The sequence below is a fragment of the Kribbella sp. DT2 genome, assembly GCF_049844575.1.
Classification (GTDB): Bacteria; Actinomycetota; Actinomycetes; order Propionibacteriales; family Kribbellaceae; genus Kribbella.
Genome location: NZ_JBNCLH010000008.1, coordinates 239,671 through 254,153, shown reverse-complemented (window position 1 = coordinate 254,153; position 14,483 = coordinate 239,671). Strand labels below are relative to the sequence as shown.

13 protein-coding genes are annotated in these 14,483 nt (G+C 70.3%); 2 read left to right on the top strand and 11 right to left on the bottom strand.

Features of this window, described 5'->3' with window-relative positions:
• Nucleotide 1 precedes the first annotated feature (1 nt).
• Entirely contained in the window at nt 2-427 is a 426-nt protein-coding gene (locus ACLQ2O_RS31230; RefSeq protein ID WP_425838543.1) for a DUF2000 family protein, read from the bottom strand.
• A 69-nt stretch (nt 428-496) separates the two neighbouring features.
• On the bottom strand, nt 497-1,363 hold the full coding sequence (locus ACLQ2O_RS31225) for a M55 family metallopeptidase (RefSeq protein WP_425838541.1): 867 nt from the start codon (nt 1,361-1,363) through the stop codon (nt 497-499).
• A gap of 117 nt (nt 1,364-1,480) precedes the next feature.
• On the opposite strand from ACLQ2O_RS31225, the gene ACLQ2O_RS31220 reads away from it, so the two are divergent.
• Nucleotides 1,481-2,272 carry an AraC family transcriptional regulator gene (locus ACLQ2O_RS31220; protein WP_425838538.1) on the top strand — a complete coding sequence of 264 codons (792 nt, stop codon included), beginning with the start codon at nt 1,481-1,483 and terminating at the stop codon, nt 2,270-2,272.
• Nucleotides 2,273-2,287: 15 nt separating this feature from the next.
• On the opposite strand, the gene ACLQ2O_RS31215 is transcribed toward ACLQ2O_RS31220, so the two are convergent.
• From ACLQ2O_RS31215 to ACLQ2O_RS31175, 9 genes are all read right to left on the bottom strand, one after another.
• On the bottom strand, nt 2,288-2,524 hold the full coding sequence (locus ACLQ2O_RS31215; protein ID WP_425838535.1) for an SCO4848 family membrane protein: 237 nt from the start codon (nt 2,522-2,524) through the stop codon (nt 2,288-2,290).
• Nucleotides 2,525-2,710: 186 nt separating this feature from the next.
• The gene (locus ACLQ2O_RS31210; RefSeq protein WP_425838532.1) at nt 2,711-3,733 is read right to left on the bottom strand and encodes an aldo/keto reductase; all 1,023 of its coding nucleotides are present in this window, start codon (nt 3,731-3,733) and stop codon (nt 2,711-2,713) included.
• 106 nt (nt 3,734-3,839) lie between these two features.
• Nucleotides 3,840-4,727 carry an AraC family transcriptional regulator gene (locus ACLQ2O_RS31205; RefSeq protein WP_425838529.1) on the bottom strand — a complete coding sequence of 296 codons (888 nt, stop codon included), beginning with the start codon at nt 4,725-4,727 and terminating at the stop codon, nt 3,840-3,842.
• 34 nt (nt 4,728-4,761) lie between these two features.
• Nucleotides 4,762-7,521: an AAA family ATPase gene (locus ACLQ2O_RS31200; protein ID WP_425838526.1), complete on the bottom strand. Its 2,760-nt coding sequence runs from the start codon at nt 7,519-7,521 to the stop codon at nt 4,762-4,764.
• A 192-nt stretch (nt 7,522-7,713) separates the two neighbouring features.
• Complete coding sequence (locus ACLQ2O_RS31195; protein WP_425838523.1) at nt 7,714-8,439, bottom strand: FadR/GntR family transcriptional regulator; 726 nt, start codon at nt 8,437-8,439, stop codon at nt 7,714-7,716.
• A 115-nt stretch (nt 8,440-8,554) separates the two neighbouring features.
• Nucleotides 8,555-9,334, bottom strand: a complete 780-nt coding sequence (locus ACLQ2O_RS31190) for a 3-oxoacyl-ACP reductase (protein WP_425838520.1) — start codon at nt 9,332-9,334, stop codon at nt 8,555-8,557.
• A 3-nt stretch (nt 9,335-9,337) separates the two neighbouring features.
• Nucleotides 9,338-10,696, bottom strand: a complete 1,359-nt coding sequence (locus tag ACLQ2O_RS31185; RefSeq protein WP_425838517.1) for an aldehyde dehydrogenase family protein — start codon at nt 10,694-10,696, stop codon at nt 9,338-9,340.
• Entirely contained in the window at nt 10,693-11,415 is a 723-nt protein-coding gene (locus ACLQ2O_RS31180) for a gamma-glutamyl-gamma-aminobutyrate hydrolase family protein (RefSeq protein ID WP_425838514.1), read from the bottom strand. Before ACLQ2O_RS31180 ends, ACLQ2O_RS31185 begins: the two co-directional genes overlap by 4 nt.
• Nucleotides 11,396-12,760: a glutamine synthetase family protein gene (locus ACLQ2O_RS31175; RefSeq protein WP_425838511.1), complete on the bottom strand. Its 1,365-nt coding sequence runs from the start codon at nt 12,758-12,760 to the stop codon at nt 11,396-11,398. The genes ACLQ2O_RS31180 and ACLQ2O_RS31175 overlap by 20 nt, the downstream gene beginning before the upstream one ends.
• A gap of 154 nt (nt 12,761-12,914) precedes the next feature.
• On the opposite strand from ACLQ2O_RS31175, the gene eat reads away from it, so the two are divergent.
• Nucleotides 12,915-14,354: an ethanolamine permease gene (eat, locus tag ACLQ2O_RS31170; RefSeq protein WP_425838508.1), complete on the top strand. Its 1,440-nt coding sequence runs from the start codon at nt 12,915-12,917 to the stop codon at nt 14,352-14,354.
• The last annotated feature ends 129 nt before the right edge of the window (nt 14,355-14,483 follow it).

Here is a 14,483-nt window from a genome sequence, read left to right as displayed (position 1 = left end):
CTCAGGGGTGCATGCGCGCGCCCTTGAGGACCTTGTCCACCGCGTTCTTCGGGCCGTGCAGGGCGATACCGACCAGGTCGAGTTCGCCCTGCCGGACCGCCTTCACGGCCGCGCGGTTGTCGCGGTCGTTGCCGGTGGTGAAGAGGTCGGCGGTGAAGACCGAGTGGGCGATCTCCCGGCCGAGGGCTCGGCCGTGCGAGAGGGCCATCTGTTCCTTGGAACCTTCGAAGACGAGCACGGGCTGCCGGAACATCGGGAGGTACGGCGTACCGTCGGCGTCCTCGTACGGCAGTCCCATCAGCTCGGGCTGGGTCGCGGCCAGGCCGGAAACCAGGAACGCGGTGACGTTCAGCCGCTGCCAGGTCGCCAGGTCGTCGCGCAGGAGCACCGCGATCTTGGTGCCGAATCTGATCTGTTCTTCATCCACAGGCTCCAACTTGCCGTGCCGAACGGCCCTGCGGCTTGTACGTTCTTAGCGAGTGGCCGGTACGGGGTGTCAGCAGTACGGCGGGTTGCTCGTGACCGCGGTGGCGACGCGGAGGTAGAGGTTGAAGAGGCGGTAGAGGTGGAGCATGTCGCCTTCGGTGGTGATGGTGCGGTCGTCGGTCTTCTCGAGGCCGGGGATCGCGAGCAGGTGGGAGGCGACGGAGGCTGACTGCCAGCGGACGGTCAGTCGGTGGGCGGTTGTGGAGGGGACCGGGAAATTACCCTCCGCGGCGGCGGGGGCGGGGGCGGGCCCGGTAGGGAGAGTTGTGAGGGCTGTCCGGACGGTTTGCTCGATGCCTGCGCGGGACTCGGCGACCGGGACCAGTTGGGCGGCGAAGCGGTCCTTGGCCTGCTTGACCGGGTAGGCGTGGATCTTCGGGTCCCAGGCGGTGGCCTCGGCACAGGCGGTGTCGTCGCCGGTCAGGGCTGCGACAGGGACGCCGTACGCCGCCGCGGCCGCGTGCAGCAGGCCGATCTCGCCGGTGAGCTGGTCGTCGAGCCAGATGTCCTCGATCTCGTGGCCCATGAAGCTGTGGCTCAGCACGCCCAAGACGCCGGCCCGCGAGTGGAAGCCGACGCAGACGACCGCGTCGAAGTCGGGGGTCAGACCCTCGATCATGCCCATCGGCTTCGGGCGGCCCTTGATCAGCAGGGCGCGGGAGTCGAGCAGCTCGGGCAGCAGGTTGCGCATCGGCCCGTGGGCATCGTTGACCAGCACGTACGACGCGCCGGCGGCGTACGCACCGCGGACCGCGGCGTTGACGTCCTCGGTCATCAGCCCGCGGCCGCGCTCGTAGTCGCGGCCCGGTGGCTGGACGTCCTCCGCGTCGACCAGACCGGTGATGCCTTCCATGTCCGCGCTGATGTAGACCCTCACCCGTTACCCCAACCCTCTTCACCGTCGATGCACGCCCCGGCGGCCCTTCTGACCCCATGCAGTACGGGCCGGCGCCCACTCGTACCGCCTCAGCGGGCAAGCGTAGTGTTCTGGAGGGTGAGCGCGAGTGCGCAGGTACGGGCCTGGCGACCGGAACTGAACGGTGTCGTCGAGGTCCTGCACGCCTACTTCCCGTCGCACGCCTACCCGAGCCACACCCACGACGCCTGGACCATCCTGCTCGTCGACGAGGGCATCGTCCGGTACGACCTGGACCATCGCGAGCACGGCCTGAGCCGCGCGCAGGTGTCGATCCTGCCGCCCAACGTGCCGCACGACGGCCGCTCGGTCCGCCCGGAGGGCTTCCGTAAGCGGGTGCTCTACCTCGAGCCCGACCGGCTCGGCACCGACCTGACCGGCGCAGCGGTCGACCGGCCCGAGTTGCTGGACCCCCTGCTCCGGCAGCGCATCGAGCAGTTGCACGGCGTACTGGCTGTTGGGCAGGAGCCGCTGGAGGCCGAGAGCCGACTGACGCTGATCGAGGAACGCCTGCGGCAGCACCTGCGCCGCCAGGTCATCACCCCGCCGGACCGCCGGGAGGCAGGAGTCGCCACCCGGCTACGGGAGGTGCTGGACGCGCACCTGCCCGGCGGGATCACGCTGGACCAGGCATCGACGCTGGTGCACGCGCACCCGGCGCACCTGGTGCGCGCGTTCAGCCGGGAGTTCGGCATGCCACCCCACCGGTACCTGACCGGCCGCCGCGTCGACCTGGCCCGCCGCTACCTGCTGGAGGGCCGCCCGGCCGCGGAGGTCGCGACACTGGCCGGCTTCTACGACCAGTCCCACCTGACCAGGCACTTCCGCCGCATGCTCGGCGTGACGCCCAGCCGGTTCGTCAAACCCTGACGGCCGTACGGCGTACTACAGCGCGTCGACCTTCGCGGGCGACGCCTTCGAAGCCTTGTACGCCTTCACACCCCACGTGCCGAGCAGCCCGGCGATCCCGAGGTTGACCACGATCAGCACCGTGTGCGCGACGTAGTACCCGGTCGGGCGGTCGTCGGTGGCAGCCAGGTTCTTGATGAAGGTCACGTACGTGACGACGTTCCAGACCGCGATCGCGACGAGCACCAGGGCATGTTTGCGTTCCAGTTTCACCCTGCCAGTGTGCACGTAGGGGGCGGCCGCGCCTCACTCGGCCGCCCCACAGAGGGGCGAGCTCTCTACGTGAGACCGACCCTGCTCGACGGCCGCGCCGACTAGCAAGCGAAAGAAGCTACTCACGGGTCACATCAAGGGTTTACCTGTGCCCGAGGCCCTAGGCCGTCTCCCACGGACAGGTGTTCAGGCGGCCGCACGCTCGCCGCGGGGCCGCCGCCGCTCGGCCAGGTTCACGCTGGGGACGTAGGCGACGTCGTTCGGGCCGGCGTCGGTCCCCGGCGGGGCGATCTCGTCGATCCGGTCCAGGACGTCGTCGTCCAGGGTGACGTCGGCTCCCGCGAGCAGGTCGTCGAGCTGTTCCCCGGTGCGCGGCCCGATGATCGCCGACGTGACGCCGGGATGAGCGATCGCGAAGGCCATCGACAGGTGGGTCATCGACAGGCCCGCCTGCTCGGCGAGCGGAACGAGCTGCTCGACCACGTCGAGCTTGCGCTGGTCGGTGAAGTGCTGCGGCATCGCGCCGGCTCGCTGCGTCCCGGCCGGCTGCCCGCTCCGGACCCGGCCCGTGAGCAGACCCTGGCCGAGCGGACTCCAGACCAGCGCGCCCATCCCGTAGCGCTGGACAACGGGCAGGATCTCGCGCTCGATGCCGCGGTTGACGATCGAGTACGGCGGCTGCTCCGTGCGGTAGCGCTCCAGACCACGCCGTTCCGCGATCCACTGGGCCTCGACGATGTCCGAGGCCGGGAAGCTCGAGGTCCCGATCGCGCGGACCTTGCCGCTGTGGATCAGGTCGGACAGCGCCGACAGGGTCTCCTCCGGATCGACCGACGGATCCGGGCGGTGCACCTGGTAGAGGTCGAGGTGGTCGGTCCGCAGCCGGCGCAGGGAGTCTTCGACCGCGGTGACGATCCAGCGCCGCGAATTGCCCCCGCGGTTCGGGCCCTCCCCCATCGGGTAGTGCAGCTTGCTCGCCAGTACGACGTCGTCGCGCCGGCCCTGAAGCGCCTTGCCCAGGATCTCCTCGGACTCGCCGGCCGAGTAGACGTCGGCGGTGTCGACGAAGTTGATGCCGGCCTCGAGTGCCCGGTGGACGATCCGGATCGAGTCGTCGTGGTCGGCGTTGCCCATGGCCCCGAAATTCATCGCGCCCAGGCAGTAGGCGCTGACCTCGATGCCGGTGCGTCCCAGCGTGCGGTACTTCATCGTTCTCCTTCGGAAGGGTGCCGGTTCGGCCTACTTCCAGGGAACCAAGGGCGTGATCACCGGACCAGCAAGTTCCTCTCGCCGGCTTGCACGATCCTGGCGATGGTCACGGCAGTACGGCGAGGCCGCCGCGCAGCCGGGCCGCGTCGATGCTGGGTGGGGCGCCGAACTCGCGGCGGTACTCACGGCTGAACTGGGACGGGCTGTCGTAACCGACCTCGTGACCGACCCCGGTGACATCGTTCGGCCGGTTCACCAGGAGCAGCCGCGCCGCCTGCAGGCGGATCTGCTTCTGGAAACGGATCGGGCTCATCCCCGTCACCACCTGGAAGTTCCGGTGGAAGGCGGAGGCGCTCATCCCGGACCGGCCCGCGACCTCCTCGACCCGGAACGGCTCGGTGTAGTGGTCCCGGATCCAGCGCACCGCCCGCGTGACATGAGTCAGGTTGCTGTCGGCGAGACCGAGCTGGCGGACGGCGTCACCCTGCTCACCGGTCATCAGCAGCCACAGGATCTCGCGTTTGATCAGCGGGGCCAGCGTCCTGCGGTCCCGCGGCCGGTCGAGCAGACGCAGCAGCCGTACGACGGCGTCGAGCAACTCGGCCGGTGCGTCACTGACCGCGAGCCCCGGCCGGGCGGCCTCCGAGGTCTCGGGCAGGTCCGCCGGTCCGGCCTGCAGCAGCAGGTCCGCGATGACGGCGGGCTCGAGCGTCATCCCGAACGCCAGCGCGGGACCGGCCGGCGTGGCTTCGACGAAGTGCCCGGTCACCGGGAGGTCGAGCGAGGCGACCAGGTACTGGCCGGCACCGTACTCGAAGAGGTCTTCCCCGAGCGCCAGCCGCTTGGTGCCCTGGGCAACGATCGCCAGGACCGTGCCGGTGGTGCCGGACTCCGGCGCCACCTCGCGGTCGGCCCTGCACAACCGGACACCGTCGATGGCCGTCGTCAGGTCAGGTCGCGCATGCCGCTGCACCAGGTCCCGAAACTCCTTCACGGCACCATTTCAGCACGCGCTCAAAGGCAGCGACTCACGAGTTCGGGCCCCGGTCCACCGTCCGCAGCAGCTGCGTACGGTTCGCGACGCCGAAGCGGCGGTAGAGGCGGGTGAGCTGGGACTCGACGGCCTTCACGCTCAGGTAGAGCGCGGCGGCGATCTCGCGGTTGGTGGAACCGTCGCGGACCATCGCGACGATCTGCAGCTCGTTGTCGGTCAGCTCGGACGGCTGCCGGCTGCGGCTGGGGACGTCGAGGCGGGCGAGCTCGGTCTCGGCGACCTCGCGCCAGGCGGGGGCGCCGTACTGCTCGAACTGCTCGATCGCGTCCAGGAACGCTGTCCTGGCCACCGAGCGCCGCCGGGCCTGACGGGCGACCCGGCCTCGGGTGAGCTCGCAGCGGGCGAGGTCGAGCGGGTACACGTGGTCGCCCGCGGTCGCGATCGTCTTCTCCAGCAGGTCGAGCGCCGCCGCCGGGTCGCCCTGCTTGGCGATCAGCAGCGCCTCGGACCGCGCCAGCCCGACCCGGACCACCTCGCGGTCGAGCGTGTCGGCCCGCTCGCGGATCTCCGCGATCAGCGCCGCCGCGTCGTCTAGCCGCCCGGACGCGACCAGCGCCTCGGCGTAGTCCGCGTGCCAAGGGATCACCGCCGGGTCGTACGGCATCGCGGCCTCGCCCGACTCCGCGATCGCGTCGAACGCCTCGACCGCGCGCTGCGGATCACCGACCAGTACGCCGACCAGCCCGACCGCCGACAGCGCCGGACCGGTCCACTCGTCGTTGCCGATCACGCGGACCGCCTCGAGCGACGCCTCGGCCATCTCGCGCGCCATCGCCGCCGTACCGCCGGCCCATTCGGCGCGGGCCGCGATCACCATGCCGACCTCGGGCTCGTCGCCCAGGTCCTGCATCAGCTGGAGGCACTCGTGCCCGGACGCCAACGCGGCGGCGCCACGGCCGCTGCGCTCGTAGATCGCGGTCGCCGAGATCAGGATCCCGGCCAGCCAGCGCACCGCGCCGCCGACCCGGACCTCCTCGACGAGCGTGCTGATGCCCTCGATCGCCGCCGCGTTGTTGCCGCGGAACAGCTCCCGCATCGCGGCCATCTGCCGCGCGTGCACGACGCTCTTGGTCAGCGGCAGCCCGATCGCCAGCTCGCCGGCCTGACCGAGCAGCCGGTCCGACGCCTGACCGCCGCCGACCGCGATCTCGACCGGGTGCGCCGCGCTCAACGCGTCGACCAGCGCCTCGGTATCGCCGCTGCGACGGGCCAGCTCCTGCGCGACCCGGGCGTCCTCGCGGGCGTCGTCGAGCCGACGGTCGAAGTACGCGCTGTGGCTGCGCATGATCCGCACCCGCGCCTCGAGCCGGTCGTTGCCCTGGGCAGCTTCGAAGGCCTCGGCGAGCAGCTCGATCCGCTGGTCCTGCTCCGGCCAGGCAGCGTCGACGAGCAGCAGCAGCGCCGGCACCTTGACCTCGGCAACCGTCGCAGCCTGTACGGCGAGCCGAGCCATCTCCGCCGACTCCACCAGGTGCCCGGCCGCGGCCGCGTCGTCAGCGGCTCGGGTCAGCCGCCGACCTCGGTCGTCCGGCGCGTCGGCCGGAGTCCTGTCGGCAGCCAGCTTCCAGAGTGTCGCGGCGGCGCCCAGCGCTCCGCGAGCGCCTGCCGTCGTACCGGCTTCCTCCAGTGCGGCCGCGAGGTCCGCGTCGGCCTCCTGGGTCGCCAGGGCCCGGTGGGTCGCGTTCTCGACCGGCTCCTCGACCACAGCGGCCAGCCGGGCGTGCGCCTGGCGTCGCGCGGCGGACGTCGCCTCGGCGTACACGAACTCGCGCAGCAGCGGGTGGTTGAACCGCAGCCGCTCCGACGAGACATCGATCAGCCCGAGCGCCTCCGCCTCCGCGAGCTCGGTGTCGACCGAGTGGCCGAGTGACGCGGCCAGCTGCGAGGTGGTCGGGCGCGGCGAGGCGGAGGCGTGCAGGAGCAGCTCGTGCGTCGCTGGGCTCAGGTCGGCGAGGCGGTCGCCGAGCAGCGTCTTCAGCCGGCTCGACACCGGGAGCGGGTCGTTCGGCGAGACGCCCTGTGGGTGCCGCAGCACCGCACGGCCCAGCTCGAGCGCCATGAACGGGTTGCCCCCGCTGGCCGTGTGGATGCGCCGGGCGGTCCGCACCGGGAGCGGACTGGACAGCCGGTTGCGCAGCAGAGCCAGTACGTCGGGCTCGGCCAGCGGCGTGACCTCCAGCTGCAGCACCGGCTCCGGGCAGGCCTCGGCCATCGCCGGGAGGTCACCGTCGGCCACCTGCTCGGTCGCCAGCATGTGCACGCCCTCGGTCAGCCGGCGGGCGCAGAAGGTCAGCACTTCGAGACTGGACGGGTCGACCCACTGGATGTCGTCCACGACGAGCAGCACCGGCCCGGACGCCGCCAGGCGCCGTAGTACGTGCAGTACGGCGAGGCGCACGGCCAGCTCGTCCCGGACGGTGTCCGGCGCGCTGGCCTTGAGCAGGGCGACCTCCAGCGGCTGGCGCAGGTGGTCGGGCAGCACCTGCCAGGCCAGCTCGAGCTGGTTGGACAGCAGGTCCAGCAGCGTGACATAGGGCAGGCCGGCCTCGCTCTGGGACGGCGCGGCGCTCAGCACGCGCCAGCCGGAGCGGGCCCGGTCGGCGACGAGCGCCCGGCCGAGTGCGGACTTGCCGATTCCGGTCGGGCCGTAGAGCAGCACGGAGCCACTGGTCTCGAGCTGCGTCCGCGCACGCTCGACCAGTCCGGCGCGCCCGACCAGCTCGTCGTCAGTCATCGATCAACATTCTCCCCGAAGGATTACATTCGCGGACATCACAGTCGAGTGCCACTGGACACGGCGAGTGTCACACACGGATATCCGGTCGCCACCCCTTCGTTACCCATCTGTTCACGCCGGGCCCCGTTCGGCCGTGCACAAACGTCCGGCGTGTCGCCCGTGAGCACGCCACATTTTCCTGTTCCACGGTCAGCTCAGAAAGGCCCGGAGCAGCGCCGCGGTCCCGGCCAGGTGCAGCTGCATCGCCGCGCGCGCCGCGGCGGGATCGCCGGCGAGGATCGCGTCGACGATCTGCTGGTGCTGCTCGTCGGAGTGCACGATGTTGCGTTCGAGCAGCGGGATCGCGTCCAGCAGCGCGTTCAGGCGCATCCGTACGTCGGCGACCGCCGAGGTGAGCGACGGCGAGCCGCTGACCTCGGCGACCGCGAGGTGCAGGCGGGAGTCCATGCGGCGGTAATCGGTCAGCTTGGCGGCCGCGGTATCGGCGAGGCAGCGGGTGAGATGGTCGCGCTCCTCGACACCGAGAGCGCGAGAGGCCGCCGCCTCGGCCGCACCGACTTCCAGTGCACCGCGAAGGACCAGGGCGTCTTCGAGGCCGTCACCGAGCTCTCTGACCAGCTTCTTCGCCCCGACGCGCTTCGGCCTCGGCAGGCGGGTGTTGACGAACGTTCCGCCGTACCGGCCGCGGCGGGACTCGACGTACCCGGCCTCGGTGAGCGCACGGATCGCCTCGCGCAGGGTCTCCCGGGAGACGTTCAGCCGGGCGGCGAGGTCGCGCTCGGACGGCAGCCGCTCCCCCGGGCCGACCACGCCGAGCTTGATCGACTGCAACAACCGCTCGACGGTCTCCTCGAACGGGTTCCCGGCCCGCACCGGCCGGAACAGCGCCTCACCGGCCCGCGCCTCCTCGACCACACCGCCACCTCTCCCCGTCAGACCCCTCACCCTAGATCGCCCGCCTCCCCGACTTTGTGCACCGGCCAGCCGCTCTCCCCGCGATTTCGTGGCCGGCCGGTGCTCAAAGTCGGCTTCAGAGCGGTGTCACGTAGGCGCCGGAGATGCCGCCGTCGACCAGGAAGGTGTTGGCGGTGATGAACGACGAGTCGTCGGAGGCCAGGAACGCGACCGCGGCGGCGATCTCCTCGGGTTCGCCGAACCGGCCCATCGGGACGTGCACGAGCCGGCGCTCGGCGCGTTCGGGGTCGGCGGCGAACAGCTCCTGCAGCAGCGGCGTGTTCACCGGGCCGGGGCACAGCGCGTTGACGCGGATCCCCTGCCGGGCGAACTCGACGCCCAGCTCGCGGCTCATCGCGAGCACGCCGCCCTTGGACGCCGAGTACGAGATCTGCGACGTCGCCGCACCCATCACCGCCACGAACGACGCGGTGTTGACGATCGAGCCCTTGCCCTGGCGCTGCATGTACGGGATCGCCGCCTTGCAGCACAGGTAGACCGAGGTCAGGTTGACCTCCTGCACCTTGCGCCACGCCTCCAGCCCGGTGTCCAGGATCGAGGCGTCCTCCGGCGGCGAGATGCCCGCGTTGTTGAACGCGATGTCGACCGAGCCGTAGGTGTCGAAGGCCTGCTGGAAAAGGTTGTCGACCGCGGCGGCGTCGGTGACGTCGGTCGGCACGAACAGCCCGCCGACCTCGTCGGCCGCGGTCTTGCCGGCCACCGGGTCGAGGTCGCCGATCACGACCCGCGCGCCCTCGGCCGCGAGCCGCCGTACGCTCGCCAGACCGATGCCGCTCGCGCCGCCGGTCACCACCGCGACCCGGCCCTCGAGGCGGTGCGCGTGCACGTCTGTCATAGGTCAGTCCTCCGTGGAGATGAAGATGTTCTTGGTCTCGGTGAACGCGGCCAGCGCGTCCGGGCCGAGCTCGCGGCCGAACCCGGACTGCTTGAAGCCGCCGAACGGCGTGGAGTAGCGCACCGACGAGTGCGAGTTGACCGACAGGTTGCCGGCCTCGATCCCGCGGCTGACCCGCAGCGCGCGCCCGACGTCCCGGGTCCAGATCGAGCCGGACAGCCCGTACGCCGAGTCGTTGGCCCGGCGGATCGCGTCGGCCTCGTCGTCGAACGGGACCACCACGACGACCGGGCCGAAGATCTCCTCCGTCAGCGCCGGCGAGTCCTCGGCGAGCCCGGTCAGGACGGTGGGCGGGAACCAGTACCCCGGCCCGTCCGGCGCCGTACCGCGAAAGGCGACCGACTCGGAGTCGACGTACGACGCCACCCGCTCGCGCTGCCGCGCGGAGATCAGCGGACCCATCTCGGTCCGGTCGTTGCTCGGGTCACCCACCCGAACGCCCTTCACCGCGGGCTCGAGCAGCTCCAGGAACCGGTCGTGCACCGACCGCTCGACCAGGATCCGCGAGCGTGCGCAGCAGTCCTGCCCGGCGTTGTCGAACACCCCGTACGGCGCCTGCGCCGCGGCTTTCTCCAGGTCGGCGTCGGCGAAGACCACGTTCGCGGACTTGCCGCCGAGCTCCAGCGTCACCCGCTTCACCTGGTCGGCGCAGCCCGCCATCACCCGCTTGCCGACGCCGGTCGAGCCGGTGAACACGACCTTGCGGACCGCGGGATGCATGACGAAGCGCTGCCCGACAACCTGGCCCGCACCGGGCACGATCTCCAGCACGCCCGGCGGGATCCCCGCCTCCAGCGCGAGTTCGCCGAGACGCAGAGCGGTCAGCGGGGTGAGCTCCGCGGGCTTCAGTACGACGGTGTTGCCGGCTGCCAGCGCCGGCGCGAAGCCCCAGCCGGCGATCGGCATCGGGAAGTTCCACGGCACGATCACGCCGACCACGCCGAGCGGCTCGGCCACGGTCAGGTCGATGCCTCCGGCAACGGGAATCTGCCGGCCGAAGAGGCGTTCGGGCGCGGCCGCGTAGTAGTGCAGGACGTCGCGCACGTTGCCCGCCTCCCAGCGGGCGTTGCCGATCGTGTGGCCGGCGTTCTCGACCTCGAGCGCGGCCAGGTTCTCCAGGTCGGCGTCGACCGCGTCGGCGAACCGGCGCAGCAGCCGGCCGCGGTCCGCCGGAGCGACCGCGCGCCAGGTGGTGAACGCCTCGGCGGCGCGTCGGATGGCCGCGTCGGTCTGCTCGACGCTTGCGAGCTCGATGGTGCGGACCACCTTCTCGGTGGCCGGGTTGATCACGTCGTACGTCACGGGGTTCTTCTCCTCGCTGCTTCGGCGACCAGGGCGGTGAACAGCCGCAGGTCGTCGGGGTTCTCCTCGGGGTGCCACTGGACGCCGAGCGCGAAGGCCTTGCCCTCGACCTCGGCGGCTTCGACCGTGCCGTCGCCTGCGCGGGCCGTCACGTGCAGGTCGTCGGCCACGACGTCGAGGGCCTGGTGGTGGTAGCAGTGCACGGTCGTTCGGTCGCCGAACAGTTCGGCGGTGCGGGAGCCGGGGTCGATCTTCACGTCGGTACGGCCGAAGATCGCCGGTGACGGCCGGTGCTCGTCGTGGCCCACCGCCTCGGGCAGGTGCTGCTGCAGGGTCCCGCCGAGCGTGACGTTGAGCATCTGCAGGCCGCGGCAGATCGCGAGCAGCGGGAGATCTCTGTCGAGGGCGGCTTCGATGAGGACCTTCTCGTGGTCGTCGCGGCCGGGTCTGGTGTCGACGGTCTCCGAGTGCGGCACAGCGCCGTACGAGGTGGGGTCGACGTCGCAGCCGCCCGCGATCACGAGTCCGTCGAGGATGTCGAGGATCGACGGGTCGGTGCCGACCGGTGGAAGCAGGATCGGTGTGCCGCCGGCAGCGACGACGGAGTCGAGATAGACCCTCGGGAGAAGTGCGGCGTCACGTTCCCACACACCCCAGATGGTCGGCTCGAGGTAGGTGGTGATGCCGATCCTCGGCCTCTCAGAGCCGTTCGAAGCCACGGACGCGCTCCCAGTCGGTGACGGCGGCGTCGTACGCATCCAGCTCCACCCGGGCCGCGTTGACGTAGTGGTCGACCATCTCGTCGCCGAACGCCTCGCGGGCCATCTTCGACCCGCCGAACAGCGCCGAGGCCTCGCGCAGCGTCGTGGCGACGTGCGGTTTGTCGCTGGTGTAGGCGTTTCCGGCGAGCAGCGGCTCGAGCTCCAGCTCGTTCTCGATGCCGTGCAGGCCGGACGCGATCAGCGCGGCGACGGCGAGGTACGGGTTCACATCGCCGCCAGGCAAGCGGTTCTCGACCCGGAGCGACTGGCCGTGACCGACGACGCGGAGCGCGCAGGTGCGGTTGTCGAGGCCCCAGGCGACCGCGGTCGGCGCGAAGCTGCCGGGCTGGAAACGCTTGTAGGAGTTGATGTTCGGCGCGAGCAGGTAGGTGAGCTCGGGCAGGCACGCGAGCTGGCCGGCAATGAACTGCTCCATCAGCACGCTGAACCCGTGCTCGCGATCGCCCGCCAGCACCGGATCTCCGTCGGCCCCGCGAAACGAAAGGTGGATGTGGCACGAGTTGCCCTCGCGCTCGTCGTACTTGGCCATGAAGGTCAGGCTCTTGCCGTGCTTGACCGCGATCTCCTTCGCGCCGGTCTTGTAGATCGAGTGGTTGTCGCAGGTCTTCAGCGCTTCGTCGTACCGGAAGGCGATCTCCTGCTGGCCGAGGTTGCACTCACCCTTGGCCGACTCGACGTACAGGCCGGCGCCCTCCATCGAGTTGCGGATGTCGCGCAGCAGCGGCTCGATCCGCGCGGTGCCGAGCAGCGAGTAGTCGACGTTGTACTGGTTCGCGGGATCGAGGTCCTTGTAGGTCTTGGACCAGGCCTGCTCGAAGGTGTCGTTGAACACGATGAACTCGAGCTCGGTGCCGACGTACGCCGTGAGGCCGCGCGCGGCGAGCCGGTCGAGCTGTGCCTTGAGGATCTGCCGCGGGCTGGCCGGCATCGGCTTGCCGTCGAGCCACTGGACGTCGCAGAGCACGAGCGCGGTGCCGTCGAGCCAGGGCAGCAGCCTGAGTGTGTCGAGATCGGGAGCCATCAGCAGGTCGCCGTACCCGCTCTCCCACGACGACATCGCGTAGCCGTCGACCGTGTTCATGTCGACGTCGACCGCGAGCAGGTAGTTGCAGCCTTCGGTGCCGTGCTGCAGCACCTCCTCGAGGAAGTAGCGCGCACCGCAGCGTTTGCCCTGCAGGCGGCCCTGCATGTCGGTGATCGCGACCAGCACGGTGTCGATCGCGCCTTCCGCCACCAGGTCCCGCAGTTGCTGCACGGTCAGCTTGCCGGTGCTTGAGGCCACGGTCTCTCTCCCGGAGTTCTATTGGTCTGCGGTCAGTCCATTGACGCAAGGCTCCGGCGCGATGTCAATGCGGAGTTTCCCTTGACAGCGGGTCGCGGCGCGAGGAACCTCGTGGCCATTCCTAGTGGTATGCCCATAGACCATTGGAGCCACGATGAGCCGGAAGACCTCGCGCGTCGACTACCAGCAGGTGGGCAAGGAGTACCTGGAGCAACGCCAGCTCCGCCGGGGCGCGGCGGGCTGGGTGCTGCTGGCCGGGCTGGGCGTCGCCTACGTCATCTCCGGCGACTTCGCCGGCTGGAACTTCGGCCTGGCCGAGGGCGGCTGGGGCGGGCTGCTGATCGCGACCGTGCTGATGGCGACGATGTACACCTGCATGGTGTTCGGGCTGGCCGAGCTCGCGTCGGCGATCCCGGTCGCCGGGGCGGGCTACGGTTTCGCCCGGCGGGCGCTCGGGCCGTTGGGCGGCTTCGCCACCGGTACGGCGATCCTGATCGAGTACGCGATCGCACCGGCCGCGATCGCGACGTTCATCGGCGGGTACATCGAGGCGCTCGGGCTGTTCGGGCTCACGTCGAGCTGGCCGGTCTACCTGGGCTGCTACGTGATCTTCATCGGCATTCACCTGTACGGCGTGGGCGAGGCGCTGCGGCTCACGCTCGGCATCACCGCGGTCGCGGTGGTCGCGCTGGTGGTGTTCGTGGTCGCGATGGTCCCGCAGTTCGACGCCGACAAGCTGTTCGACATCGTGCCGAACGACGCCGCGGGGGCGAGCGAGTTCATCCCGTTCGGGTACGCCGGCGTACTCGCTGCTCTGGTCTACGGGATCTGGTTCTTCCTCGCCGTCGAGGGGGTGCCGCTGGCCGCTGAGGAAGCTCGCGATCCGGTCCGCGACATGCCGCGCGGGATCATCACCGCGATGGGCATCCTGCTCGTCTTCGCCGCGCTGATGCTGGTCTTCACCGCCGGCGGAGCTGGATCGTCTGTTGTCGCCGACTCGGACAACCCGCTGCCGCTAGCCCTTCGTACGGCGCTGGGCGGTGACCCGTGGGTCGCCGACTTCGTCAACTACGTCGGCCTCGCCGGGTTGGTCGCGAGCTTCTTCTCCATCGTCTACGCCTACTCCCGCCAGCTCTTCGCGCTCTCCCGCGCCGGCTACCTCCCGCGCTTCCTGTCGGTCACCGGCAAGCGCAAGACGCCGTACCTGGCCCTGCTCGTCCCCGGCGCCATCGGCTTCCTGCTCGCCGCCATCACCCAGGACGGCGCCCTCCTGATCAACATCGCGGTCTTCGGCGCGACGGTCTCGTACGTCCTGATGACCCTGTCCCACATCGTCCTGCGCGTCCGCGAACCCGACCTCGCCCGCCCCTACCGCACCCCCGGCGGCGTCGTCACCACCGGCATCGCCCTGTTCCTGGCCGTCATCGCCGTCGTCGCCACCTTCTTCGTCGACAAACTCGCCGCCGGCATCACCGCCGCCCTGTTCGTCGTAGCCCTCGCCTACTTCTGGTTCTACAGCCGCCACCACCTGGTCGCCACCGCCCCCGAGGAGGAGTTCGCCGCCATCCACCAGGCGGAATCCGAGCTGTCGTAGAATTGAATAGAAAGAAGAAAAAGCAGAACAACAACAAGCGACATAGAAATTGAGATAATAGAAAGTATAAATAAGATTCTGTGGCTGAGGTCTGCGAAATACCACGACGGACAGCTGCACGAACGCCGC